At 67.4% G+C, this 23,973-nt stretch carries 22 protein-coding genes; 5 read left to right on the top strand and 17 right to left on the bottom strand.

Annotation, left to right across the window (positions count from 1 at the left end):
• Positions 1–184 precede the first annotated feature (184 nt).
• The 6 genes from AC1KVE_RS02735 to trpB all read right to left on the bottom strand — a co-directional run bounded on the left by AC1KVE_RS02735 (position 185) and on the right by trpB (position 6,043).
• Entirely contained in the window at positions 185–1,123 is a 939-nt protein-coding gene (locus AC1KVE_RS02735; protein ID WP_481091941.1) for an isopenicillin N synthase family dioxygenase, read from the bottom strand.
• A 123-nt stretch (positions 1,124–1,246) separates the two neighbouring features.
• Complete coding sequence (glmM, locus tag AC1KVE_RS02730; protein ID WP_481091942.1) at positions 1,247–2,596, bottom strand: phosphoglucosamine mutase; 1,350 nt, start codon at positions 2,594–2,596, stop codon at positions 1,247–1,249.
• A gap of 82 nt (positions 2,597–2,678) precedes the next feature.
• The gene (gene accD / locus AC1KVE_RS02725; RefSeq protein WP_046343350.1) at positions 2,679–3,563 is read right to left on the bottom strand and encodes an acetyl-CoA carboxylase, carboxyltransferase subunit beta; all 885 of its coding nucleotides are present in this window, start codon (positions 3,561–3,563) and stop codon (positions 2,679–2,681) included.
• A 207-nt stretch (positions 3,564–3,770) separates the two neighbouring features.
• Entirely contained in the window at positions 3,771–4,577 is an 807-nt protein-coding gene (gene trpA, locus AC1KVE_RS02720) for a tryptophan synthase subunit alpha (protein ID WP_046343351.1), read from the bottom strand.
• Positions 4,578–4,616: 39 nt separating this feature from the next.
• Positions 4,617–4,826, bottom strand: a complete 210-nt coding sequence (locus AC1KVE_RS02715) for a hypothetical protein (protein WP_039816394.1) — start codon at positions 4,824–4,826, stop codon at positions 4,617–4,619.
• Positions 4,826–6,043: a tryptophan synthase subunit beta gene (gene trpB / locus AC1KVE_RS02710; protein WP_039522203.1), complete on the bottom strand. Its 1,218-nt coding sequence runs from the start codon at positions 6,041–6,043 to the stop codon at positions 4,826–4,828. The genes AC1KVE_RS02715 and trpB overlap by 1 nt, the downstream gene beginning before the upstream one ends.
• 106 nt (positions 6,044–6,149) lie before the next feature.
• Between trpB and AC1KVE_RS02705 the strand changes: the two genes are divergently transcribed.
• Entirely contained in the window at positions 6,150–7,070 is a 921-nt protein-coding gene (locus tag AC1KVE_RS02705) for a LysR family transcriptional regulator (RefSeq protein ID WP_154832266.1), read from the top strand.
• Positions 7,071–7,203: 133 nt separating this feature from the next.
• On the opposite strand, the gene AC1KVE_RS02700 is transcribed toward AC1KVE_RS02705, so the two are convergent.
• From AC1KVE_RS02700 to prmB, 9 genes are all read right to left on the bottom strand, one after another.
• A complete protein-coding gene (locus AC1KVE_RS02700) occupies positions 7,204–7,872 on the bottom strand; it encodes a phosphoribosylanthranilate isomerase (protein WP_016903693.1) in 669 nt (222 codons plus the stop codon).
• Positions 7,869–8,642 (bottom strand): tRNA pseudouridine(38-40) synthase TruA, encoded by a 774-nt coding sequence (gene truA, locus AC1KVE_RS02695; protein ID WP_016903694.1) that lies wholly within the window; start codon positions 8,640–8,642, stop codon positions 7,869–7,871. The genes AC1KVE_RS02700 and truA overlap by 4 nt, the downstream gene beginning before the upstream one ends.
• Before the next feature lie 38 nt (positions 8,643–8,680).
• Complete coding sequence (locus AC1KVE_RS02690) at positions 8,681–9,067, bottom strand: VOC family protein (protein ID WP_184456311.1); 387 nt, start codon at positions 9,065–9,067, stop codon at positions 8,681–8,683.
• Positions 9,064–11,034, bottom strand: a complete 1,971-nt coding sequence (locus tag AC1KVE_RS02685) for a motility hub landmark protein FimV (protein ID WP_481091943.1) — start codon at positions 11,032–11,034, stop codon at positions 9,064–9,066. The genes AC1KVE_RS02690 and AC1KVE_RS02685 overlap by 4 nt, the downstream gene beginning before the upstream one ends.
• A 218-nt stretch (positions 11,035–11,252) precedes the next feature.
• The gene (locus AC1KVE_RS02680) at positions 11,253–12,278 is read right to left on the bottom strand and encodes an aspartate-semialdehyde dehydrogenase (RefSeq protein WP_481091944.1); all 1,026 of its coding nucleotides are present in this window, start codon (positions 12,276–12,278) and stop codon (positions 11,253–11,255) included.
• An 86-nt stretch (positions 12,279–12,364) separates the two neighbouring features.
• Positions 12,365–13,435 (bottom strand): 2-hydroxyacid dehydrogenase, encoded by a 1,071-nt coding sequence (locus tag AC1KVE_RS02675; RefSeq protein ID WP_435012652.1) that lies wholly within the window; start codon positions 13,433–13,435, stop codon positions 12,365–12,367.
• Positions 13,428–14,531 (bottom strand): chorismate synthase, encoded by a 1,104-nt coding sequence (gene aroC, locus AC1KVE_RS02670; RefSeq protein ID WP_039522212.1) that lies wholly within the window; start codon positions 14,529–14,531, stop codon positions 13,428–13,430. The genes AC1KVE_RS02675 and aroC overlap by 8 nt, the downstream gene beginning before the upstream one ends.
• A complete protein-coding gene (locus AC1KVE_RS02665; RefSeq protein WP_046343364.1) occupies positions 14,521–15,009 on the bottom strand; it encodes a hypothetical protein in 489 nt (162 codons plus the stop codon). Before AC1KVE_RS02665 ends, aroC begins: the two co-directional genes overlap by 11 nt.
• On the bottom strand, positions 14,999–15,925 hold the full coding sequence (gene prmB, locus AC1KVE_RS02660; RefSeq protein ID WP_184456317.1) for a 50S ribosomal protein L3 N(5)-glutamine methyltransferase: 927 nt from the start codon (positions 15,923–15,925) through the stop codon (positions 14,999–15,001). The genes AC1KVE_RS02665 and prmB overlap by 11 nt, the downstream gene beginning before the upstream one ends.
• A gap of 80 nt (positions 15,926–16,005) precedes the next feature.
• Here prmB and AC1KVE_RS02655 point away from each other — a divergent pair, with 80 nt between their 5' ends.
• Complete coding sequence (locus AC1KVE_RS02655; RefSeq protein WP_054592520.1) at positions 16,006–16,656, top strand: SCO family protein; 651 nt, start codon at positions 16,006–16,008, stop codon at positions 16,654–16,656.
• Positions 16,653–17,501: an archaetidylserine decarboxylase gene (gene asd / locus AC1KVE_RS02650; RefSeq protein ID WP_102584815.1), complete on the top strand. Its 849-nt coding sequence runs from the start codon at positions 16,653–16,655 to the stop codon at positions 17,499–17,501. The genes AC1KVE_RS02655 and asd overlap by 4 nt, the downstream gene beginning before the upstream one ends.
• A 634-nt stretch (positions 17,502–18,135) precedes the next feature.
• On the opposite strand, the gene AC1KVE_RS02645 is transcribed toward asd, so the two are convergent.
• Positions 18,136–19,719: a transglycosylase SLT domain-containing protein gene (locus tag AC1KVE_RS02645; protein WP_166764935.1), complete on the bottom strand. Its 1,584-nt coding sequence runs from the start codon at positions 19,717–19,719 to the stop codon at positions 18,136–18,138.
• A gap of 282 nt (positions 19,720–20,001) precedes the next feature.
• Between AC1KVE_RS02645 and AC1KVE_RS02640 the strand changes: the two genes are divergently transcribed.
• Entirely contained in the window at positions 20,002–21,507 is a 1,506-nt protein-coding gene (locus tag AC1KVE_RS02640) for a helicase HerA-like domain-containing protein (RefSeq protein ID WP_184456321.1), read from the top strand.
• 51 nt (positions 21,508–21,558) lie between these two features.
• Here the strand turns inward: AC1KVE_RS02640 and nudK are convergent, their stop codons facing one another.
• Positions 21,559–22,179, bottom strand: a complete 621-nt coding sequence (nudK, locus tag AC1KVE_RS02635) for a GDP-mannose pyrophosphatase NudK (protein WP_154832272.1) — start codon at positions 22,177–22,179, stop codon at positions 21,559–21,561.
• A gap of 356 nt (positions 22,180–22,535) precedes the next feature.
• Here nudK and AC1KVE_RS02630 point away from each other — a divergent pair, with 356 nt between their 5' ends.
• Complete coding sequence (locus AC1KVE_RS02630; RefSeq protein WP_184456323.1) at positions 22,536–23,810, top strand: hypothetical protein; 1,275 nt, start codon at positions 22,536–22,538, stop codon at positions 23,808–23,810.
• The last annotated feature ends 163 nt before the right edge of the window (positions 23,811–23,973 follow it).

The following is a 23,973-nucleotide window of genomic DNA, read 5'->3' as shown; positions in this document are numbered from 1 at the left end:
GTGCAATCGGCAGCGCACGCCAGGCGAATCCGACGTCGCGCTAGCGATCAGACTGGGTTATCGGCTGAGGTGAATGCAAGCTTTAACCGGCCGCCAGCAGAATTTTATGAATCAAACTGTGGCGGAGGTCATTGCCGATGCTGCGAGCGCAGCCGTTGGCTGCGCTGTCGCGGCTGCGAACGGATTACTTCAGCTTGATCTCGCGCAGACGCTCTTCCAGAAAACCGTGCGCGGTAATCGGCTCGGGATAACGGCTCGGATTGTCGACGGTGATGCACGAAGGCAGCACGTCGATCAGGAAATCCGGATTGGGGTGCAGGAAGAACGGCACCGAATAGCGCGGCTTGCGCGCCTGTTCGCCCGGCGGATTGACCACGCGATGGATGGTGGACGGATACACGTGGTTGGTCAGGCGCTGCAGCATGTCGCCGATGTTGACCACGATGGTGTCGGCGTCGGCAGTAAACGGCACCCACTCGCCATCGTTGGAGCGCACTTCCAGCCCGGCCGCGCTGGCGCCGACCAGCAGGGTGATGAAATTGATGTCGCCGTGCGCACCGGCGCGCACATTGGGGATGTCGTCGCTGGTGATCGGCGGATAGTGGATCGGCCGCAGGATCGAGTTGCCGTTGTTGGTCTTGTCGACAAAATAGTCCTGCGGCAGGCCGATATGCAGCGCCAATGCCGACAGCACGCGCGAGCCCAGGTGGTCCAGCTGCTGGTACAGGCGATAGCCGCGCTCACGGAAGCCGGGGACTTCTTCGGGCCACAGGTTCGGCGCCATCACCGCGCGGTACGGCGAATCGTCCGCGATCTCGCGACCGATATGCCAGAACTCCTTCAGATCGAAATGCTTGGAATCCTTGGCGGTCTCCACGCCGAACGCGGTGTAACCGCGCGCACCGCCGCTGCCTTCCACGTGATAGCGACGCTTGACCTCTTCGGGCAGGGCGAAGAACGCCTTGAACACGTCATACGCCGCGTCGATGTCGGCCTGCGCGATGCCGTGGTTGCGGATGCCGGCAAAGCCCCACTGCCGATAGGCCGCGCCGAGCTCGGCGACGAAGGCGTCGCGGTCGCTGTCGAAACGGGTGATGTCCAGGGTCGGGATGCGGGCGCTCATACGGATATCTGCAGTTGAAGTCGGAAGTCGAAAGGAAGGCCTGCCGCTCAGGACAGCAGGCGATACAACAGGTAGAACGTCGCGGCCTTGGCAAAGACCACGCACACACCAATGATCAGCGACTCACGCCGCGTCACGCACGGCTCCGGAAAGACGGTCGAGCGTGTCCTGCATCAGGCCGGCGTCGTCGGCTTCCACGGTCACGCGCACCACCGGCTCGGTGCCGGACGGACGCAGGAACGCGCGCCCACGGCCCTGCACGGCGGCCTGCGCCTGCTGCAGCGCCTGCTGCACGCCGGCGGCCTCCACGATCGCCTTGGCCGCCCCGCCTCCCAGCCGCACATTGACGGTCTTCTGCGGCACCTTGCTCAGGCTGCCCAGGGCCTCGCGCAGGCTCTGCCCGTCGCGCCCCAGTGCCTCGAGCACCTGTAGCGCACTGACGATGCCATCGCCGGTGGTGGCGCGATCCAGGCACAGCAGATGGCCGGAGGTTTCGCCGCCCAGCGTGCCGCCGCCCTCGACCAGGGCCTGGTGCACGTAGCGGTCGCCGACCTTGGCGCGCTGGAACGGGATGTGCAATGCGGCCAGCGCCTGTTCCAGACCGTAGTTGGTCATCAAGGTGCCGACCACGGTGCCGGTGAGCCGGCCGCTGGCCTGCCAGGAGCGCGAGAGCACGTAGAGCAGATCGTCGCCATCGACCGGGTTGCCCTGGTCGTCGGCCATCAGCACGCGGTCGCCATCGCCATCGAAGGCGATGCCGAGCTGCGCACCGCTCTCGCGCACCTTGGCAGCGAGGTTGTCGATATGGGTGGAGCCGACACCGGCGTTGATATTTAGACCGTCCGGTGCGGCACCGATGACGACCACGTCCGCACCCAGCTCGCGGAACAGCATCGGCGCGATGTGATAGGTCGCGCCATGCGCGCAGTCCAGCACCATCTTCAGGCCGTGCAGGGTGAACCCGCGCGCCACGCTGGCCTTGCAGAATTCGATGTAACGGCCGATCGCATCGCGGGTGCGGATCGCCTTGCCCAGGCGCTCCGATTCCACGGTGTGGAACGACTCGTCCAGCGCGGCCTCGATCGCCGCTTCGGTGGCGTCGTCGAGCTTCTCGCCTTCGGCGGAAAAGAACTTGATGCCGTTGTCGTAATGCGGGTTGTGCGAGGCACTGATCACCACGCCGGCATCGGCGCGCAGAGTGTTGGTCAGGAAGGCGATGGCCGGGGTCGGCATCGGGCCGATCAGCTGCACGTCGGCGCCGGCGGCGACCAGGCCGGCTTCCAACGCGGCTTCGAACATGTAGCCGGAGATCCGGGTGTCCTTGCCGATCAGCACCAGCGGGCGCTTGCTGCGGCCCTGGGTGAGCACCCGACCGAGCGCATTGCCCAGTCGCAGCACGAAATCGGCCGAGATCACGCCCTGCCCGACCCGACCGCGGATGCCGTCGGTTCCAAAATACTTGCGACTGCTCATGCGTTACGGTGTTCCTGCCTACGGGTGGACGCACACGCAGCGGCGCGTGCGACGGTGTCGCGCATGCGCGCAACCACTGGCCTCATGCGGCCGCGTCCTGCGGATGCGGCTGGCGCATCATCATCGCGGTCAGATCGGCGATGCGGTCGCGCATGTCGCGGCGGTCGCAGATCTGGTCGATGGCACCGTGGTCGAGCAGGAACTCCGAACGCTGGAAGCCTTCCGGGAGGGTCTCGCGCACGGTCTGCTCGATCACGCGCGGGCCGGCGAAGCCGATCAGGGCATGCGGCTCGGCGATATTGATATCGCCCAGCATCGCGAACGAGGCCGACACGCCACCGGTGGTGGGATGGGTCAGCACCGAGATGTACGGCAGGCCGGCTTCGCGCAGGCGACCGAGCGCGGCGGAGGTCTTGGCCATCTGCATCAGCGAGAACAGGCCCTCCTGCATGCGCGCCCCGCCGCTGGCGGAAAAGCACACGAACGGGCAGCCGACTTCCAGCGCCACTTCGGCCGCGCGTGCGAAGCGCTCGCCGACCACCGAGCCCATCGAGCCGCCCATGAAGGCGAAGTCGAAGGCCGCGGCGACCAGCGGATTGCCCTTGAGCGTGCCGCGCATGGCGATCAGTGCGTCGTACTCGCCGCTGCTCTTCTGGCTGGCCTTGATGCGCTCGCCGTAGCGCTTCTGGTCCTTGAACTTGAGCACGTCGACCGGGCCCAGCTGGGCGGCGATCTCGGTGGTCGCGGTGTCGGGATCGAACAGCGAGTTCAGGCGCGCGCGCGCGCGGATCGCCATATGGTGGTCGCACTTGGGACACACCTCGAGGTTTTCCTCGAGCTCGGGGCCGTACAGCGCGCTGCCGCAGTTGCTGCACTTCTCCCACAGGCCCTCGGGGACGCTGCGCTTCTTGGCCGGGGTGTTCTCGGTGCGGATGCCGGAGGGCATCAATTTGCTGAGCCAGCTCATGCGTGTATGACAATCCATGCAGGGCGGCCATGTGGGCCGCAGAGGGGCGACAGTCTAACGCGCCGGGAGAAAGCCGAGGTAGCGCGGAGGCTAAATGCGGGGCCGGCATGGCCCGGCCAGCGCCTGCCGCGCCGGCGCTTGAAGGCAGGCGCGCCAGATGGAGCGCAGGCCGCGCCGTCTCCCCCGGAGCAGAGAGCGGCGTTGGCTTCAGGCCTGGTCGAGCGCCTGGCGCAGTGGGGCCAGGAAGGCTTCGGCGCGTTCGCGGGCGCTGCGGACGTCGGTGGCCTCGGCCAGCGCGGCGACCAGGGCGCTGCCGACCACCACACCTTCGGCGTCGACGGCCATCGCGGCGGCGCTGGCGGCGTCCTTGATGCCGAAGCCGGCCACCACCGGAGCGCCGGCACGCCGGCGCAGCTGGCGCAGGCGGTCGCTGGCGGCATGGGTGTCGAGCAGATTCGAGGCGCCGGTGACGCCGGCGAAGCTGACGTAGTACAGATAGCCCTGGGCGCTGCTGCACAGCATGTCCAGGCGCTGCTCGCTGGTGGTCGGCGAGGCCAGCGCGATCAGGGCCAGGCCGACCTCGGTGAAGATGGTGCGGGTCTCGGCCGCTTCTTCGGGCGGCAGATCGACCAGGAGCAGGCCATCCACACCGGCAGCGACGGCGGCTTCGGCGAAGCGCCGGGTGCCGTGGATCTCGATCGGGTTGAGGTAGCCCATCAACACCACCGGCGTGGCGGCGTCTTCGCGGCGGAATTCGTGCACCGCCTCCAGCACGTAGGCAAGGCCGGCACCACGGCCCAGCGCGCGCTCGGAGCTGCGCTGGATGGTGGGGCCGTCGGCCATCGGGTCGGAGAACGGCACGCCCAGCTCGATGACGTCGGCACCGGCACGTACCAGCGCGTGCATGACCGGTACGGTGGCTTCCAGCGACGGGTCGCCGGCGGTGATGAAGGGGATGAGCGCCTTGCGGCCATCGGCGCGCAGGCGCTGGAAGGTTTCGTCGATACGACGCATTGAAAGACCTTGCAAAAGTTTAGAGGCGGTGCGACCGCTTCAATGGATGTCCTGGTACATGGCAGGCGGCAGTTCGGCCAATGCCTGGGCCTCGACCTCGAGGTCGAAACTGTCCAGGCAGCAGCCGCAGCCGCTGTTTTCCGAGCAGCTGCGGATCTGCGGCGCCCAGCGATCGAGCCAGGCGAACAGCAGTTCCTGCTCGCCCGGTTGGTCGGCCAGCGCGGTCACGGTGACGCGCCGCAGTGGCATCAGACCTGCACGCCTTCGCGCGCCGCGATGGTGTGCACGTCCTTGTCGCCGCGGCCGGACAGGTTGCACAGGATCAACGCGTCCTTGGGCATCTCGCGCGCGAGCTTGATCGACTGCGCCACCGCGTGGCTGGATTCGAGCGCGGCCAGGATGCCTTCGGTATGCGCCAACAGATGGAAGGCGGCCATCGCTTCGTCGTCAGTGATGCCCTGGTAGACCGCGCGGCCGCTGTCGGACAGGAACGAATGCTCCGGGCCCACGCCCGGGTAATCCAGCCCGGCGGAGATCGAATGGGTTTCGGTGATCTGACCGTCGTCGTCGCAGATCACATAGGTGCGGTTGCCATGCAGCACGCCGGGGCGCCCGGCCGCGATCGACGCCGCATGACGGCCGCTGGCGATGCCGTCGCCGGCCGCTTCGGCACCGTAGATCTTGACGCCCGGGTCGTTGAGGAAGGCATGGAACAGGCCGATCGCATTGCTGCCGCCGCCGACGCAGGCGCTGATCGCATCCGGCAGGCGGCCGAAGTCTTCCAGCATCTGCACGCGCGCTTCGCGGCCGACAATTGCATTGAAGTCACGCACCATGCGCGGATACGGATCCGGGCCGGCCACGGTGCCGATGATGTAGAAAGTGTCCTGCACGTTGGTGACCCAGTCGCGCATCGCCTCGTTGAGCGCGTCCTTGAGCGTGGCCGAGCCGGAGGTCACCGGGATCACCGTGGCACCGAGCAGTTTCATGCGGTAGACGTTGATCTTCTGCCGCTCGATGTCGGTGGCACCCATGTAGACCACGCACTCCAGGCCCAGCCGCGCGGCGACCGTGGCGCTGGCCACGCCATGCTGGCCGGCGCCGGTCTCGGCGATGATGCGGGTCTTGCCCATGCGGCTGGCCAGCAGGGCCTGGCCGATAGTGTTGTTGATCTTGTGCGCGCCGGTGTGGTTCAGGTCCTCGCGCTTGAGCAGGATCTGCGCCCCGCCCACCTCGCGGCTCAGGCGCTCGGCGTGGTAGATCGGGCTGGGCCGGCCGACGTAATGCTTGAGATCCTTGTCGTACTCGGCGATGAAGGCCGGATCCTGGCGCGCCTGGTCGTAGGCGGCAGCCAGTTCCTGCAACGGGCCGATCAAGGTCTCGGCGACGAACCGGCCGCCGAACTTGCCGAAGTGGCCGGCAGCGTCCGGATAGGCGTGAAAGTCACTGATGGGCTGGGCCGACATGGGAATCCTCTGCAGCGATGCGGTCATACAAGAGGCATTACTGTAGCGCAGCCACGGTGCGCGATAAATCGATAAGATTGCCGCAACCTGTGACCTGGACTCACATATGAGCACCCTGCTTCCACCGTTGGCAGCGCTACGCGCGTTCGAATCCGCCGCGCGTCTGCAGAGCGTCAGCCGGGCCGCGCAGGAGTTGCACGTGACCCATGGCGCCATCAGCCGGCACGTGCGCTCGCTGGAACAGGCGCTGGGCGCGGCGCTGTTCACCCGCCAGGGTCGTGGCCTGGTGCTGACGCCTGCCGGCGCCCGGCTGCGTGATGCGACCGGCGAGGGCTTTGCGCTGATCGGCGACACCTGGGCGGCGTTGCGGCGCCCGAGCAGCGAGGCGCCGCTGGTGCTGGGCTGCTCGGGCAGTCTGCTGGCGCGCTGGGTCATCCCGCGGCTGGGCCGGCTGCAGCGGGATCTGCCGCAGGTGCGCCTGCACCTGTCGGCCAACGAGCAGGCGCCCGGCCCGGACCTGGACGGCCTGGATGCGGCCCTGCTGCTGGACACCCCGCCCTGGCCGGGCGACTGGCAGGTGCACGAGCTGGGGGTGGAGTGGATCGGTCCGGTGCTGAGTCCGCAGTTGGCATCTGCAACACAGCTCGCTGGCAGAGCGCCTGCCGCCCTGCTCGATCACGCCTTGCTGCATACCCGCTCGCGCCCGCAGGCCTGGCCGGAATGGGCGCAGAGCCACGGCGTGGCAGCCGAAGCGCTGCGCTTCGGCACTGAATTCGAACATCTGGTCTACCTGCTGGAAGCCGCCGCCGCCGGCCTGGGCGTAGCGATCGCACCGCAACCGCTGGTTGCCGCGGACCTGGCCGCCGGACGCCTGCTGGCGCCGTGGGGCTTCACGCCAACCCGCGGCCGCTGGGTGCTGTGCGCCGCAAGGCGCAACCCGGACCCGCGCATCGAACAGCTCGCCGGCTGGTTGCGTAGCGCGCTTTCAGAAGATCAGCAGCGCACCACGGATGCCGCAAGCGTCTGATTGGAACGCTCAGTGATCGGCGAAACAGCGACCGAACAATCGATCATCAGAGAAGCGAAAGATCTAGGGCAATCAAAACAACGAAGCAGACTGCCTACTCCGATTCCCCAATCCCGATTCCCGAATCCCCAACTCACCCCATCTCGTGACAATCGGCCCGGCGCACTTCTTCGACGAACTTGCGCATCATGTGGCCGTCCTTGATCCCGGGCGCCAACTCCACGCCGCTGGACACATCCACGCCCCACGGCAGCGTTGCCACGATCGCGTCGAACACATTGTCGGCGGTGATGCCACCGGCCAGCAGAAATGGGCGATGCAGGCCGGTCGGCAGGCGCGACCAATCGAAGGTCTTGCCGGTGCCGCCGCCTGCACCGGGCGCATGGCTGTCGAACAGGAAACCGGCGGTATTGGGAAAGGCGAGCTGCAAGGTTCGCGCGTTGGCGTCCTCGCCATTCATCCCGCCGCTGCCCATCGGCACCGCCTTCAGATACGGCAGGTTGAAGCTGCGGCAGAACGCGTCATCTTCCTCGCCATGGAACTGCAGCAAGGTCGGACGTACGGTGCGCACCACTTCGCGTACTTCTTCCTTGGAATTATTGCGGAACAGCGCCACCACATCGACCATCGGCGCAGTGGCCTGGCGCATTGCGCGCGCCTCGGCCGGCGCCACGCGGCGCGGGCTGCCATGCGCAAAGATGAAACCTACCGCGTCCACACCCAGCTCGCCGGCCAGTCGGATATCACCGGCGCGAGTCATGCCACAGAACTTGATACGGGTGCGGTACAGCGATCGATTCATTGGGTTACCTCAGCGGGCAGATGCCACTCTGCGGGATACAGCGGCCCGACGAAGACCAGGCCTTGTGGCGGCGCTGTCGGCCCGGCCACCGTGCGGTCGCGGCCGGCCAGCAACGTCGCGATCCAGTCGCCCGGTTGTTCCCCGGTTCCGATCAGGATCAGCGAGCCAACAATATTCCGCACCATGTGATGAAGGAATGCATTGGCCTGGACCTGCACCTCCACCACCTCGCCGATGCGTTGCACGCTGATGGCCTGCAGGTTGCGGCGTGCATGCAGGGCCTGGCACTGCACACTGCGAAATGCGCTGAAGTCGTTCTCGCCCAACAAGGCCTGCGCGGCTGCGTGCATGGCATCGGCATCCAGCGGGCGCCGTTCCCAGCTCAAGGTCTGGCGATACAGCGCCGGGCGTATCTGCCGATTCAGCAGGCGATACCGGTAGCGGCGTGCGCGTGCGGAAAACCGCGCATGGAAGTCGGCGGCGGCCGGCACGCACCAGCGCACCGCGATCGAGGGCGGCAGGCGCGCGGTGGTGCCCAGCATCCAGCCACGCGGCTCGCGGCGCGCATCGCTGTCGAAATGCACCACCTGGCATTCGCCGTGCACGCCGGCATCGGTGCGGCCCGCGCACACCACCTGCACCGGGGCATCGGCCACCGAGGACAGCGCCGCCTGCAGGCTGGCCTGTACGCTCGGCCCGCCATGTTCCCCCAACTGCTGCCAGCCCTGAAACTCGCTGCCGTCGTACTCCACGCCCAGCGCGTAACGCATCGGAACCTGCCTGTTATCGAATCGATGGAGCGCGCGGACTAGCCGAACGCGCGCTCGGACCACACTGCCAGCGTGTTACCGCCCGGCTCGCGAAAATGAAAGCGGCTGCCGCCGGGAAAGCCGAATACCGGCTTGACGATCTCGCCACCGGCCGCGCGAACGCGCTCGGCCATGGGCTCCAGCGCGTCGGCATACAGCACGACCAATGGGCCAGCGTCTGCCGGCGCTACCGCGGTGGCGCGATAGAAACCGCCGTCCAGACGACCGTCGTTGAAGGCCAGATAATCCGGGCCATAGGCCTGAAACTGCCAGCCGAACACGGCTTCGAAAAAGGCGCGGCTGGCCTCCAGATCGAGCGAGGCGAATTCCACGTAATCGATGCGGCGCTCGCGTGCGGCGGCCATGCTGTCCAGCGCCGGGCTCATGCCAGGCGTTCCAGTAGCTCGGCAGCCTCGGCGCGGCTGGTCTCGTCGCCGGTTGCCGCGACTTCCAGCAACAGGCCGCGTGCGGTGTCCGTGTCGCCAAGGTCCATGTAGGCCACGGCCAGCTCCAGACGATCGCGCCCTGCCGAGACGAACTCCCTGCTGTTCACCGCGCTGGGCGCAGCGGCCGGCGCGATGGGGGCCGGATCGATATCCAGGCGGTCCTGCGTGGCGACCGACGCGGACGGCACGCCCGGCGGCAGATCGCTGCTGGCATGCGCAACGTCTACGTATGGCGGCTGGCCGTCTTCCGGCTGCGCGTGCGCGGACCTCGGCGGCTCCGGCACCGCGTCCTCGGGCGCGACGAACGCCGGCTGCTCTACCGGAGGCGCTGGCGGCGTTGCGCGCAGCGAGCGCCAGTCATCGCTGGCGACCACCGGCGGCGCGGCGGCAGGCTCGGACAGCAGCGGCTCGCGGCGCAGCACATCGGACAGCGGTTGCTGCGTCTGCTGGGCGCGTTCTTCTTCGCGTAGATCGGCTTGTTCGAATTCGGGGTCGTGCAGCACATCGTGCTCGCTGGGCACGGTGGCCTGCGCATCGTCCTGCGGTTCGGCGGCGTCTGCCGCGGCACCGACCGGCACGAAATCGAACTGACGCCGCGGCAAAGGCGGCAGCGGCGAGGGTTTGCGCCGGCGCGCCGCCAGCCAGGCGACGACCGCCGCGACGATCAACACCAGGCCACCGATCAGCCACAGCGGGAACCCGCTGCCCTGCTGTGCCGCAGCCGGCGTCTCCGACAGCCGCTTCTGCGCGGCCGCCAGGTCGGTGTCCTTCATGGCGATCAAGGCCTGCTGTTGCTGCTTGAGCTTTTCCAGATCGGCGACGCGTGTGCGCAGATCCTGCAATTCCGCATCGCGGGTGGCGATGTCTTCCCTGGCCTGTTGCAACTGTTGGTTGGCCGCCATGTCGCCCTCGCCTTCGGCACTGGTGCCGGACGTGGCGCCGGCGGTGTTGGTTTGACTCGCCACTGCAGGGGCGATCTCGAGCCGCGCGCCGGCACCCGCCGACGCCGCCGCTGCGGCAGGCGCGGGCGTTGCGGCCGCAGCGCCGGCCTCGGCCGGCTGCGGCATCGCCGAGCGCGCCTGACGCCACTGCGCGGCCTGCTCGCGCACCATCACCGCCGCCTCGGCGGCGCCGACCTGCGCCAGCGCATCCTCCTGCGGGGTACGCAGCACTGCGCCCTGCTTCAATCGGTTGATGTTGCCGCCGATGAAGGCGTCCGGGTTGGTACGCAGCAGCGCCAGCATGGTCTGGTCGAGCGAATGCCCGCTGGAACGGGCCACCGCGGCAGCGATCTCCGACAAGGTCTGGCCCGAGCGCACCGCCGGCAATGCATCGCCGGCCGGCACCGGCGCGGCAGCGCGCGTGCTGGAACGTGCGCCAGGCGCCGCCGCGTCGGCGGCCTGTCCGGCGCGCTCGGCGGCGGCTGCGGGCGCGGCGGCCGGTGCGCGTGCGATGGCGTTGCTGGCCCCGGCGCGCGGCGCCTCGATGCCTGGCTCGGCGATCGCCGCGGCGGTGTTGGGCGCATCGACCAGTGCGGAATACTCGCGCACCAGCCGGCCCTGGCCCCACTCCACCTCGATCAGGAAGTTGATCGCCGGCTGCTCCACTGCCTGGCTGCTGGTCACACGGATCACCGCACGCCCGCGCGCGTCCTGCGCGAACTGGAACTGCAGGTTGCTGACCAGGCCCTGCGGGCGCTCCAGGCCGACCCGTGCAAACGTGGTGGCCGATGCCAGCGCCACACGTGCGTTGTCGAGTTCGCCCGGCTCGTTGGAGATGACCGGAATCTCGGCCACCAACGGCTGCCCGGGCCTGGACAGCACCCGGATATCGCCCAAGCCCAACGCCATGGCAGCGCCGCTGCAGGCCATCAGCAGCAGCGCACCTATCCCTTGTATCGGACGCATCGCGCCCCCGCCCCTATGTTTCATGGGCATCAATATAGCCGCTGCATGAGCGAAAAAGTCGGCGACCCGACGCAGAGCGCAGATGCCGCCGCGATGCCGCGATGCGACATGCATGCTGCAGCTCATCGGCAACGCATTGGTAGGAGCGCACTTGCGCGCGATGAGGCTTCACTGGGAGAGCTTCATCGCGCGCAGCGCGCTCCTACGGAACTACCGCGTCAGCCTTCCTGTGCGACCAGCTCGGCCAGCTGCACGGCGTTGAGCGCGGCGCCCTTACGGATGTTGTCCGAGACGATCCACAGATTCAGGCCGCGCGGATGCGACAGGTCCTCACGGATACGGCCGACGAACACCGCGTCCTTGCCGGAGGCATGCGTGACCGGCGTCGGGTAGCCGCCAGGCTTGCGCTCGTCCACCACTTCCACGCCGGGCGATGCGGCCAGCAGCGCGCGCGCGTCTTCGACGCTGATCTTGTCGCGGGTTTCGATCGCTACCGCTTCGGAGTGACCGTAGAACACCGGCACGCGCACCGCGGTGGGATTCACCTGGATGGAGTCGTCGCCCAGGATCTTGCGCGTCTCCCAGACCAGCTTCATCTCTTCCTTGGTGTAGCCGTTGTCCTGGAAGTCGTCGATGTGCGGAATCAGGTTGAAGGCGATCTGCACCGGGAAACGCTGCGGGTCGATCTGCTGGAAGCTCAGCAGCTCGCTGGTCTGCTTGCCCAGCTCTTCCATCGCCGAACGCCCGCCGCCGGAGACCGACTGGTAGGTCGCCACATTGATGCGCTCGATGCCGTACTTGCGGTGGATCGGGCCGAGCGCGACCAGCATCTGCATGGTCGAGCAATTGGGGTTGGCGACGATGCCGCGCGGGCGCTGCTTCAGCGCTTCGGGATTGACCTCCGACACCACCAGCGGCACGTCGTCGTCGTAGCGGAACGCGGAGGAATTATCGATCACCACCGCGCCGGCGGCGGCGAACTTGGGGCCGTAGTCCTTGGACACGCTGCCGCCTGCGGAGAACAGCGCAATGTCCACGCCGGTGGGATCGAAGTCGGCCAGGTCCAGCACATCGACCTTGCCGCCATTGAACTCCACCTGCCCGCCGGCCGAGCGCGCCGAGGCCAGCGCGTACAGGGTGGCGACCGGGAAGTTGCGCTCAGCCAGGATGCTCAGCATGGTCTCGCCGACAGCGCCGGTGGCGCCCACGACCGCGACGTTGAAACGACGGTTTTCGTTGCTCATGAGATTGTCTTTATCGAATAAGGAAAGTGGGGAATACGCTTGCGCAGTGGGTTCGGGGAACCTCCAAAGCTGGCCGCGGAGGTTCCCTATCGTTTGGTCGTGATGGTTTTGCCGGTGCTGGTCGCTTCGCCAGCGCGCGCGCCGCCCTGTTTGGCAGCAGCCACCGCATCGGCATTCAGCGCGCTCGGCGGATGGCCGGCATTGGCGCCTTTGCCCAGCGCGGCAATCAGGTTGTCCACCGCCAGCTGCACCATCGCGCGGCGCGTGGCCAGGCTGGCGCTGCCAATATGCGGGGTGAGCACGATGTTGCGCAGGGCCAGCAGTTCGGGACGGACGGACGGCTCGCCTTCGTAGACATCCAGGCCGGCACCGGCCAGGCGCCCGTTGGCAAGCGCATCGGCCAGCGCGATTTCATCGACCAGGCCGCCGCGCGCGATATTCACCAGCGTGGCGGTGGGACGCATCTTGCCCAGCGCCGCGGCATCGATGATGTGGTGCGAGTCCCTGGTGTACGGCAGCACCAGCACCAGGTGATCGGACTGCGCCAGCAACGTGTCGAGGTCCACGTACTGCGCGCCGAGCGCCTGTTCGGTGGTGGCCGGCAGCTGGCTGCGGTTGTGGTACAGCACGCGCATGCCGAAGCCATGCGCGCCGCGGCGGGCGATGCCCTGCCCGATCCGGCCCATGCCCAGGATGCCCAGCGTGCTGCCGTGGAGATCGGCACCGAGCATGGTCTTGAACGACCACTGCCCCCACTGCCCGTCGCGCAGCCAGCGCTCGGCTTCGGTGATGCGGCGCGCGGTGGCCATCAGCAAGGCAAAGCCGAGATCGGCGGTGGTCTCGGTCAACACATCCGGGGTGTTGCTGGCCAGGATGCCGGCTGCGCTGAGCGCATCCAGATCCAGGTTGTTGTAGCCCACGCCGACGTTGGCGATCGCGCGCAGTTGCGGTGCAGAGGCGATTTCCGCCGCGCCGATACGCTCGTTGAGGGTGATCAGCGCACCGTCCAGCGATGCCAGCCGCGCAGCCAGCTCGGCCGGCGAATACGCGGTGACGCGCGCGGTGGTGGTCAGCTCGAAATGCTCGCCCAGCTGCGCGACGACATCGTCGAACAGCGGCTGGCTGACCCACACCTTGGCGCGGGGCGACTCAGACATCGGCCTGACCGGGAATGCGTGGCGCCACCTCGCCGACATCGCCGCACTGGGCGCGATGACGCAAGGCCTGGTCCATCAGCACCAGCGCCATCATCGCCTCGGCGATCGGGGTGGCGCGGATACCGACGCAGGGGTCGTGGCGGCCGGTGGTGATCACATCGACCACCGCGCCGTCCGCGTCCACGGTCGCGCCGGGCAGGCGCAGGCTGGAGGTCGGCTTGAGCACCATCGAGGCGGTGATCGCCTGGCCGGTGGAAATGCCGCCCAGGATGCCGCCGGCATGATTGCTGAGAAAGCCTTCCGGGGTGATCAGGTCGCGGTGTTCGGTGCCCTTCTGCGCGGCGCTGGCGAAGCCGTCGCCGATTTCCACGCCCTTGACCGCATTGATGCTCATCAAGGCGGCGGCCAGTTCGGCATCGAGCTTGCCGTAGATCGGCTCGCCCCAGCCCGCCGGCACGCCACCGGCCACCACGTCCACGCGCGCACCGACCGAGTCGCCGGACTTGCGCAGCGCGTCCATGTAGGTCTCCAGCTCCGGCACCTGCTCGGCATGCGGCCAGAAAAACGGGTTGTCCTCGACCGCATTCCAGTCGAAACCGGTCGGGCGGATCTCGCCCAGCTGCGATAGAAAGCCGCGCACCAGCACGCCGTAGCGCTGCTTGAGCCACTTCTTGGCGATCACCCCGGCGGCCACGCGCATGGTGGTCTCACGCGCGGACGAGCGCCCACCGCCGCGCGGATCGCGGATGCCGTACTTCTGCCAATAGGTGTAGTCGGCGTGCCCGGGGCGGAACTGCTGGGCGATGTTGCTGTAGTCCTTGCTACGCTGATCGGTGTTGCGGATCAGCAGGCCGATCGGCGTGCCGGTGGTCCGGCCTTCGTAGACGCCGGACAGGATCTCGATCTCGTCGGCTTCGCGGCGCGCCGAGGTATGCCGGCTCTTACCGGATGCACGCCGCTGCAGATCGTGGGTGAATTCTTCCGGCGCGATCTCCAGGCCCGGCGGGCAACCGTCGACCACGCAGCCGATCGCCGGCCCGTGCGACTCGCCGAAGGTGGTGACCGTCAACAGGCGGCCGAAACTGTTACTGCCCATGACGGCATCCTCTCAACATTGCAGCAGGTGGCGTGGCGCGCAGGATGCGCGGCAGGTGACGTGCCGCCACCAGCATCGGTGCCACCGCCAACAGGCCGCTGAACACCAGCGCAAAGACATCCAGCTTAATGCGCCCACTCAGCAGCCAATCGGCGAGCAGGTGCAGCGCAACGCCAGTTCCGACCAGCAGGCCGAGTGCCACAATGAGCGTGCGGCGCCGATGCGCACGCAAGGCCGCATCCGAACTGACCACCACGATCCACGCCGACACCAGGCCGAAAAACGCCATCAGGCCGAAGCCGATCTCCGCCCCCGCCCTCAACAAGCGCTGAGGCAAGGGACCGCCGTACATCGGGTCGAACAGGCGGTACACCACGTCGATCAAACCGAGCGGAATGCCGACGCCGAAGATGGACACCGGCACCAGCAACAGCAGATCGCTTAGCTGCGGCCGCGCGATGGACGACTCAGCGCGCACTGGCCAGCTCGGCGATGCGGGCGCCGTGCGCGATCAACTCGCGGCATTCGACCGCGAAGATGCCCATCTGCCCCACCTTGAACTCGACCCAGGCCAGATCCACTTCCGGCAGCAGCTTGACCAGGTGCTGCTCGGACTCGCCCACTTCGCAGATCAGCAGACCATCTTCGCTGAGGTGCTGCGGCGCATCGCGCAGGATCTTCAGCACCAGATCCAGGCCGTCGTCGCCCGCACGCAGACCCAGCTCCGGCTCGTAGGAATACTCCTGCGGCAGCGCGTCGGTTTCGTCGTTGGTGACATACGGCGGATTGGTGACGATCAGGTCGTACTGGCGGCCACCCAGCCCGGCGAACAGGTCCGACTTGAGCAGGGTGACATTGTCGGCATGCAGGCGCGCCTTGTTTTCGGCGGCCAGTGCCAGCGCGTCGTCGCTGATGTCCACGCCGTCCACGTCCCACTGCGGGTTGTAGTGGCCCATGGCGATCGCGATGCAGCCCGAACCGGTGCACAGGTCCAGCGCGCGGGTCACTTCGCGGCCGCCCAGCCAGGGTTCGAAGCCGGCCTCGATCAGCTCGGCGATCGGCGACCGCGGCACCAGCGCACGCGCATCGCTCTTGAAGCTCAGCCCGGCGAACCAGGCCTCGCCGGTCAGGTACGCCGCCGGCACGCGCTCGTTGATGCGGCGCTCGAACAGGCCCAGCACCTGCTCCTTTTCCGAGCGCAGCAGGCGCGCCTGACCATAGGCCGGGCCCAGATCGTGCGGCAGATGCAGGCTGTGCAGGACCAGCTGAGTGGCCTCGTCCAGCGCATTGTCGTAGCTATGGCCGAAGGTCAGACCGGCTGCATTGAAACGGCTGGTGCCGTAGCGGATCAGGTCGATGATGGTGTGCAGTTCGTCGGCCGCGGCGGCAGTCATGGCAACAACTAAAGAGGAATCGGCCCACGATTATAGAGGTCGGATCGGTATCATGAGCGTCCGTTGCACTGGAAACCGCCATGTTCAATCGCAATACCGGCATCGTGCTGCTGGTGGCGCTGGCCGCCGGCCTGGGGCTGTTGCTGGGCCAGAAGTTTCTTGGCGCCGCGCCCAGCTCGCCCTGGCCGCCCACCCGCACCATCACCTTTTATCCGCAGCCACGCACGCTGCCGCAATTCAGCCTGCGCCAGTCCGACGGCACCCAGCTGGTACCCGGTGAGCTGCAGGGACATTGGACGCTGGTGTTCCTGGGCTTCACCTTCTGCCCGGACGTCTGCCCGACCACGCTGACCGATCTGGCGGTGGCGCAGCAGCAGTGGGAAAGCATCCCCGATGGCCTGCGCCCGCGCGTGCTGTTCGTGTCGGTGGACCCGCAGCGCGACCCGCCGGCGCGCCTGGGCGAATATGCGCATGCCTTCCACAAGGACACCCTGGCCGCCACCGCCGAGGTGCCGGCACTGCAGCGCTTCGCCACCGCGCTGGGCTTCGTGTTCCAGAAAGTGCCGGGCAAGGGCTTTGCGGACAATCCCAACGACTACAGCATGGATCACTCGGCCGGCATCGCCGTGCTCGACCCGCAGGGCCGCCTGGCCGGCCTGATCCGTCCCCCGCTCGACCCCAAGGCGATCGCCGCCGACCTCCAGCAACTGACCAAGGTAACCGCTCCGTGAGTCTCGTCACTTCCCTGACCTACGTGCTGCCGCACCGGTTGCTGTCCTCGCTGGCGCGTGCGCTGGCCTATTCCGATACGCCGTCCACCAAACAGTGGTTGATCGACACGGTCACGCGCAAGTTCGGCGTGGACCTGGGCGAGGCACTGGAACCGGACCCGCGCGCCTATCCCACCTTCAATGCATTCTTCACCCGCGCCTTGAAGCCGGGCGCACGCGTGCCCGACGCCGATCCTGCGGCGCTGCTGATGCCCGCCGACGGGCGCATCAGCCAGCTCGGCCCGATCGAGAACGGCCGCATTTTCCAGGCCAAGGGGCAGTCGTTCACTGCCGCCGAATTGCTCGGCGACGCCGAAGCGGCGTTGCCGTTCAACGACGGCCTGTTCGCCACCGTCTACCTCTCGCCCAAGGACTACCACCGCGTGCATATGCCGTGGACCGGCACCCTGCGCGAGACCGTGCACGTACCCGGCCGCCTGTTCAGCGTCGGCCCGGATGCGGTGCGCAATGTGCCGCGGCTGTTCGCACGCAACGAGCGCCTGGTCTGCCACTTCGACACCGACTTCGGCCCGATGGTCTCGGTGATGGTGGGCGCGTTACTGGTGTCGGGCGTGGAAACGGTGTGGAGCGGCGTGGAGATCCCGCGCTACGGCGACCGCATCACGCGCAAGGACTATCGCGGCAAGGGCATCGTGCTGGAGCGGTTTGCGGAGATGGCGCGCTTCAATTACGGCTCGACCGTGATCGTGCTGCTGCCGCCCGGTGTCGCAAAGCTCGATGGCGGACTTGCCGCGGAGACATCGGTGCGCCTGGGGCAAGCGCTCGCCCGTCGCCAGGCGGGCTGATCACCGCCGCGCGCCTGCGATGTTCGCTTCGGTGATGCAACAGCGACGCCCTCGTAGGAGCGGGCCTGACCGCGACAGGCCTCCTCGACGACGTTCAATGCGCAGGCGCATGTCGCCCTCCCAGCTTTCGATGCAGAGCGTCTCGCCTACGTTGGAACTACCCGGACTGGTTCGTCGCGGCCAGGTCCGCTCCTACCACGGCGCAGCCCGGCGCGTTGGCCCGATGCGGTGCGCCTGCCTGCGCTGGCCGACGATCTCCGCTGATCAGTTCGATGGCCTACTCCGATGCAGGAGCATGGGTCTGCAACGAAAACGCCGCCGCGACGGTGTCATTGCCGCCAGGCTCGCTCGCTACAAGACCGGTGCCCACTCCGGCTCCTAACAAGACGATGCGGGCGTAGGAGCGGGCCCGACCGCGACGTGGCATGCGCAGTGAGGCTGGGGGCTTGCGCCTTTGGCACGCCCAGCCCCCGATTTGGAGCCGCCTTGCCTGTGCTGGGACTACCCGGACTGCTTCGTCGCGGCCAGGTCCGCTCCTACGGGGCGGCCTACCGCTTCTAACGGAGCGCGGCTCGGCGCAGCTTGCCGAAGCAGCTGGCCGATGCTCTAACGCACGCGGTACGGCAAGCGCTGCTCAGCGATCGCAGCCGGCCAGCTTGATGCTCTGCCCTGGCTTGAGCGCATACGACGGTGCCTTCAGGCCATTGGCCTTGGCCAGCTCCTTGATCTCGCACTGGTACTTCTGCGCGACGCGGCCGAGCGTGTCGCCCCGGGCGATGGTGTAGCTGCGCGCCTGCTTGGCCTTGGGCTTGGCGATCGCCGGCTGGCCGGTGGCCACGGTGGTCGGCACGCCGGCCATCGGGCTGACATCGCCCACCGCCACACTGGGCACGTACTCGGGGGCGTTGCTGCTGCGCACGATCGCGCTGTTGAGATCGGCGGTGATCAGCGTGCGTGCCAGGTCCGCGCGCGGGCCGTTCACGCAGTAGCGCGTGTACAGGCTGGCGATGCGGTTGGTGGCGTTGATGACGGTGCCGGCCGGGATCCAGCCATCGGATTCATAGCGCGGGTTGAGGTTGCGCAACGCACGCATGTAACCGTCGCGCGTGCCCATGCTGCCCAGGCAGATGGTGAGTTCGTAGATGGTGGTCGACTTGGCCAGCTTCAGCGTGGCCGGCTGCGCGTCGAGCTTGGCGAAGTCCACACCGTACTGGCGCGGGTGCAGGAAGATCCACGCCGCAGCTATCACCATCGGCACATAGTCCTTGGTTTCGGCCGGGAACTGGTTGTAGACATCCTGCTCCCAGAACCCGCGCCCGCCGCTCTGCGAGAACACACGCGCGGCACGGCCTTCGCCGCCGTTGTAGGCGGCCAGCGCCAGTTCGATGTTGCGGTTGAGCCCGGCCATGCGCTCGTTGAGGTAGGCAGCGCTGGCTTCGGCGGCGCTGCGTGCATCGAAGCGCGTGTCGAAGCCGGTGCCATCCGGGCCCAGCCCGAAACGGCGCCCGGTGGCCGGCATGAACTGCATCAACCCGGCCGCGCCGGCACGCGAGCTGGCGTGCACCTTGCCGTTGGATTCCTTGGCCATGATGCCGAACAGCAGTGCCTCGGGCAGGCCGCGCTTCTGCCATTCCGGCCACATCACCCCGCGCAGGTTGCTGTAGTTCTCGTAGCTTGTCAGCAGCGCCGGGCGCATGTCGGTCAGCCAGCGGCGGATGCCGGCCTGCACGGCAGGGTTGTACTGCACCATCTTGTCGAAATCGTGGCGCTGGTCGTTGAGCAGCGTGGCGGCACGCGCCGCCTCGGGCACGCCGTTCGCCGCCGGGCCGAGGTGGTCCGGGTCGGCCTGCAGCAGGGTGTCGTCGTCCTGCGGATCTTCGGCAGCCGGCGCTTCGGCATCGGCGCGCGCCTTGAGCAGGCGCTTGTAGGTGGCCAGCTGATTGGCGACCAGGCAGCCGCGCTGCTTGATGCAGGCGTCGATGACGTCTTCCATGTCCTCCAGCGCGGCATCGCCTTCGGCGGTGCCCTTGGGGTCGGAGTTGTTCACCAGCACCAGCGCATCGCGGTAACGCTTTTCGGCGGCGGCCATGCGGGCATCGAGCACGGCGGCCTTCTCCGTGTCGCGTTTGGAAATGGCGTGGGCAGCGGGGACGACAGACATCAGCGCCACCACGACCAGAACCGGCCATGGGCGCAAACCAAAATGAGCGAGCGGCATCGTAGGCAGTGCAGCGGAAAGGCAGGCAGGGTAGCCGCCGGGGCGACACCGGGGCAAGGCGGCGGGGCCGGCAGGGTCAGTGGGCCGTTAGCTTGGCGGCTGCGCAACGGGACTGGAATGCCTTGGGGAAGGTCGGCAAGCGGCTGGCACACCGGCTGCGTCATTGCACCGCCTGTCGGCCGCCGTCAGCCGGACAGGGGTCGAAATCCAGGGTCAAGCCCCGCCCGGTCTGCGCGGCCGGATTGCCCGCTAGAATCCGGCGTTTCCCACCGGATCTGCGCTATGGCCTCGTTCCTGCTCGGCAAAGGCGTCACCGACGACATCCCGGTCGTGCTGGAAGGGCGCTTCGGCAATCGCCACGGACTGGTGGCAGGCGCCACCGGTACCGGCAAGACCGTGACCTTGATGACCCTGGCCGAAGGCTTCTCGCGCATGGGTGTACCGGTGTTCCTGGCCGACGTGAAAGGCGATGTCGCCGGCCTGGCAGTGGCAGGCGACGGCGCCGCCGGCGTGCTGCAGCGCGCCACGGAGATCGGCATCGCCGACTACGCGCCGGCCGCCAGCCCGGTGGTGTTCTGGGATCTGTACGGCCAGCTCGGCCACCCGGTGCGCACCACCGTCAGCGAGATGGGCCCTGCCCTGCTGGCGCGCATTCTGGAACTCAACGACACCCAGTCCGGCGTGCTCGACATCGTCTTCAAGCTGGCCGACGACCGCGGCCTGCTGTTGCTGGACCTGGACGACCTGCGCGCACTGCTTGGATTGGTGGTGGAAGAACGCAAGGAACTGTCCACCAGTTACGGGCTGGTCTCTAGCCAGTCGGTGGCCGCGATCCAGCGCGCCCTGCTGCGGCTGGCGCAGGACGGTGGCGAGCACTTCTTCGGCGAGCCGGCGCTGGAGCTGGCCGACCTGATGCGCGTATCTGCGGACGGCCGCGGTGTGATCGGCATCCTGGCGGCCAATCAACTGGTGCTCAAGCCGAAGCTGTATTCCACCTTCCTGCTGTGGCTGCTGTCGGAACTGTTCGAGCGTCTGCCCGAGGTGGGCGACCTGGAACACCCCAAGCTGGTGTTCGTGTTCGACGAAGCGCATCTGCTGTTCGACGATGCGCCGGCTGCGCTGGTGCAGCGGATCGAGCAGGTGGTCCGGCTGATCCGTTCCAAGGGCGTGGGCGTGTATTTCTGCTCGCAGTTTCCCGACGACATTCCGGACAACATCCTCGGCCAGCTCGGCAACCGCGTGCAGCATGCCCTGCGTGCGTTCACCCCGCGCGACCAGAAGGCGGTCAAGACTGCGGCGCAGACCTTCGTGGCCAATCCCAAGCTCGATGTGGCCACGGCGATCTCCAGCCTGGGCACCGGCGAGGCGCTGGTGTCGCCGCTGCAAGGCAAGGGGGTGCCGGCACCGGTGCAGCAAACGCTCATCGCCCCGCCGCGCTGCCGCATGGGCGCCATCAGCGAGACCGAACGCGCGCAGGTGCGCGCGGCCAGCCCGGTCGGCACCCGCTACGACACCGCGATCAACCGCGAATCGGCTGCCGAGCTGCTGGCGCGCCGCGTCGAACAGGTCGCCAAACACAACGCCGCACCGCCGGCACGCACCCGCGAGGACGAGGAAACGCAGGACAGCGGTTTCGGAAAAGCCGTCAAGGATGCCGTGTTCGGCACCGGCCGCCGTCAGGGCATGCTGGAAACGATGGCAAAGCAGACCTCGCGCACCATCGGCAGCAAGATCGGCCAGCAGATCGTGCGCGGCATCTTCGGCAGCATTTTTGGTGGGAAGCGTTGATCAGCTTGACCGCCGCTGACACGTCTCGATGACACCGTCGCCCCTGAAGGGCTACCGCGTGTTGGCGTGGACGGACTCCAACACACCATGCAACTTGGCGTACTGCAACAGCATGATGGTCTTGGCATCGGCGATTTCGCCCGAGCCGATCATCGCTAGCGCTGCATCCAGTGACAGCTCGAGCACCTCGATCTCTTCGCCGTCTTCTTCGAGTCCGCCGCCCTCGCTGACCTTGTCGCCGTCGAAGTATTCGCCGACGAAGAAGTACAGGCGTTCGGTGACCGAGCCAGGGCTCATGAAGGCCTCGAACACCTTGCGCACGTTGTCGATGCGGTAGCCGGTTTCTTCTTCGGTTTCCTTGCGAATGCAGGTCAGCGCATCGTCCTGGTCGAGCAGGCCGGCGCAGGCTTCGATCAGCATGCCGTCGGGATTGCCGTTGAGCAGCGTGGGCAGGCGGAACTGGCGGGTGAGCATCACCGTCTGCTTGGCGCGGCTATACAGCAGGATGGTGGCGCCATTGCCACGATCGTAGGCCTCGCGTGACAGGGTCTGCCAGCGGCCGTCCTTGCGCTGAAAATCGAACGTGACCTTGCGCAGCACATACCAATTGTCCGAGAGCACATCGATGCTGCGAATGCGGACCTGCGGGTTGCCGGTGACAGAAGGATTCAAGCGACACTCCCTGTGATGCGAGCGACGGCAATGCCAGGGGCGCGGCGCGCCCGGTCGCTCGTATGGGCCGCAAGATTGCGGCGGGCCATTATTTTACCTATCGCCTCCTCCGGTGCGTCGGACAGATCACGCACGCAACGCATCGGCGGTCTGTCGATGCGCGTCCGATGCTATCGGACACAGCGAGCTTCGATGCAATGCCGGCACTGATGCACGGCCTGGCCAGCAGTATCCGGACCATGCCCGCGACATGTCCCCGGTCGCTGGCGATTCAAAGTAGTCGGCGTCCCTCCCCTAATTGCGTGACGGCACGCACCACCGCACAATCCGGTCACATCACACGCCTGGGGAGCGTCATGGAAGACCGTTTTCGCGCACGCAAGGTTGCCGCGCAGGCCGCGCCGGCACCGTTCTGGACCCGCATTCCCGCCATTGCCACCTATCCGCTGCGCGGCTCGGCGCTGTACGCATTGATCGCGCTGACGCTGTGCAGCGCGCTGCTGGTGCTGCCCGGCATTCTGAAACTGGTGGTCGCCGGCGTGCTGGGCATGGCGACCTACACCTATGCCTTCGACATCCTGCGCCATACCGCCGACGGGCAAGCCGACGCGCCCCGGCTGGGCTACAACAGCTTCGACAGCGCGGTGCTGCGGCTGATCCTGCTGGCGCTTGCGTTGGGCATCGTCATTGGTGCCGCTGGCGTGCTGGCGGGCAAGCCTGGCCTGACCATCGCCTATCTGGCAGTCCAGCTGCTGCTGCCGGGCATGATGATTGCGCTGGCCATCGATGGCAGCCTACGCCGCGCCCTCAATCCGGCCGTGTCGATCGACATGGCAGTGCGCATCGGCTGGCCGTACCTGGCTGCATACGGTTTGCTGTACGTGATCCAGGGCAGCGCCACTGCGGCGATCTTCATTGCGGTGAAGTATCTGCCGCCGATCGTGCGCGAGGCGACGATGGTGATCGCCTCGATCTGGAGCCTGTTCGCCAGCTTCCACCTGATGGGGTATCTGGTCTACCAGTACCACGAAGACCTCGGCTACGTGCCCAGCGGCGACGCCGCGTTCGAGCGCGAAGACCCCGATCAACGCCTGCTCGACGAAGCCGACCAGTACCTGCGCGACGGACATTCCGACGAGGCGTTCCAGGCCCTGCGCGGGGCGGTACGTTCGCGTGCGGTAAGCCTGGCGGTGCACGAGCTGTATCAGCGCCTGCTGCGTCAACACCATCGCAACGACGAACTGCGCGAGCACACCCGCCAGTACATCAACCGCCTGCTGCAGGAAAAACAGGAGCGTCGCGCTCTCGCATTGCAGCGCGAAGCGCTGGACGGCGACTCCACGTTTACCCCGCTGACGCCAGAGCACGCCACCTTGCTGGCCGAGCGCGCAAAGATGGCCGGGCAATTCCAGCTGGCGACCGACGGCTTGCTTGCGGCAATCGCCGCATGGCCGCGCGATCGGATGATGCCGGCCTGGTCGCTGGATGCCGGCTTGCTGTTGGGCGAACGGTTCGGCCGCGATGAGCAGGCGCGCGCAGTGCTGCAAGACGCACTGGCTCAATGCGACGACGATGCACTGCGCGCGAAGCTGGAAGCCGCGCTGAAAGCGGTGGCGATTCAACCAGCTTGAGCAGCCAACAAAACTTTCTAAGGCGCAGACCAGATGCTCCACCATCGGTCCGTCGCGCGACGCGTACTGCTCGCAACCCTACATACCGACCATCTCGACTGGTCCTTGCCCGCTCACCGTCGCGGGACCTTACGCGGCATGGATGCCGCGTAAGAGCCTACAA

It is taken from the genome of Xanthomonas sp. NCPPB 2864 (genome assembly GCF_056675615.1).
The sequence above is the reverse complement of the archived record's forward strand: the minus strand, read 5'-3'. Positions and strand labels throughout refer to the sequence as shown.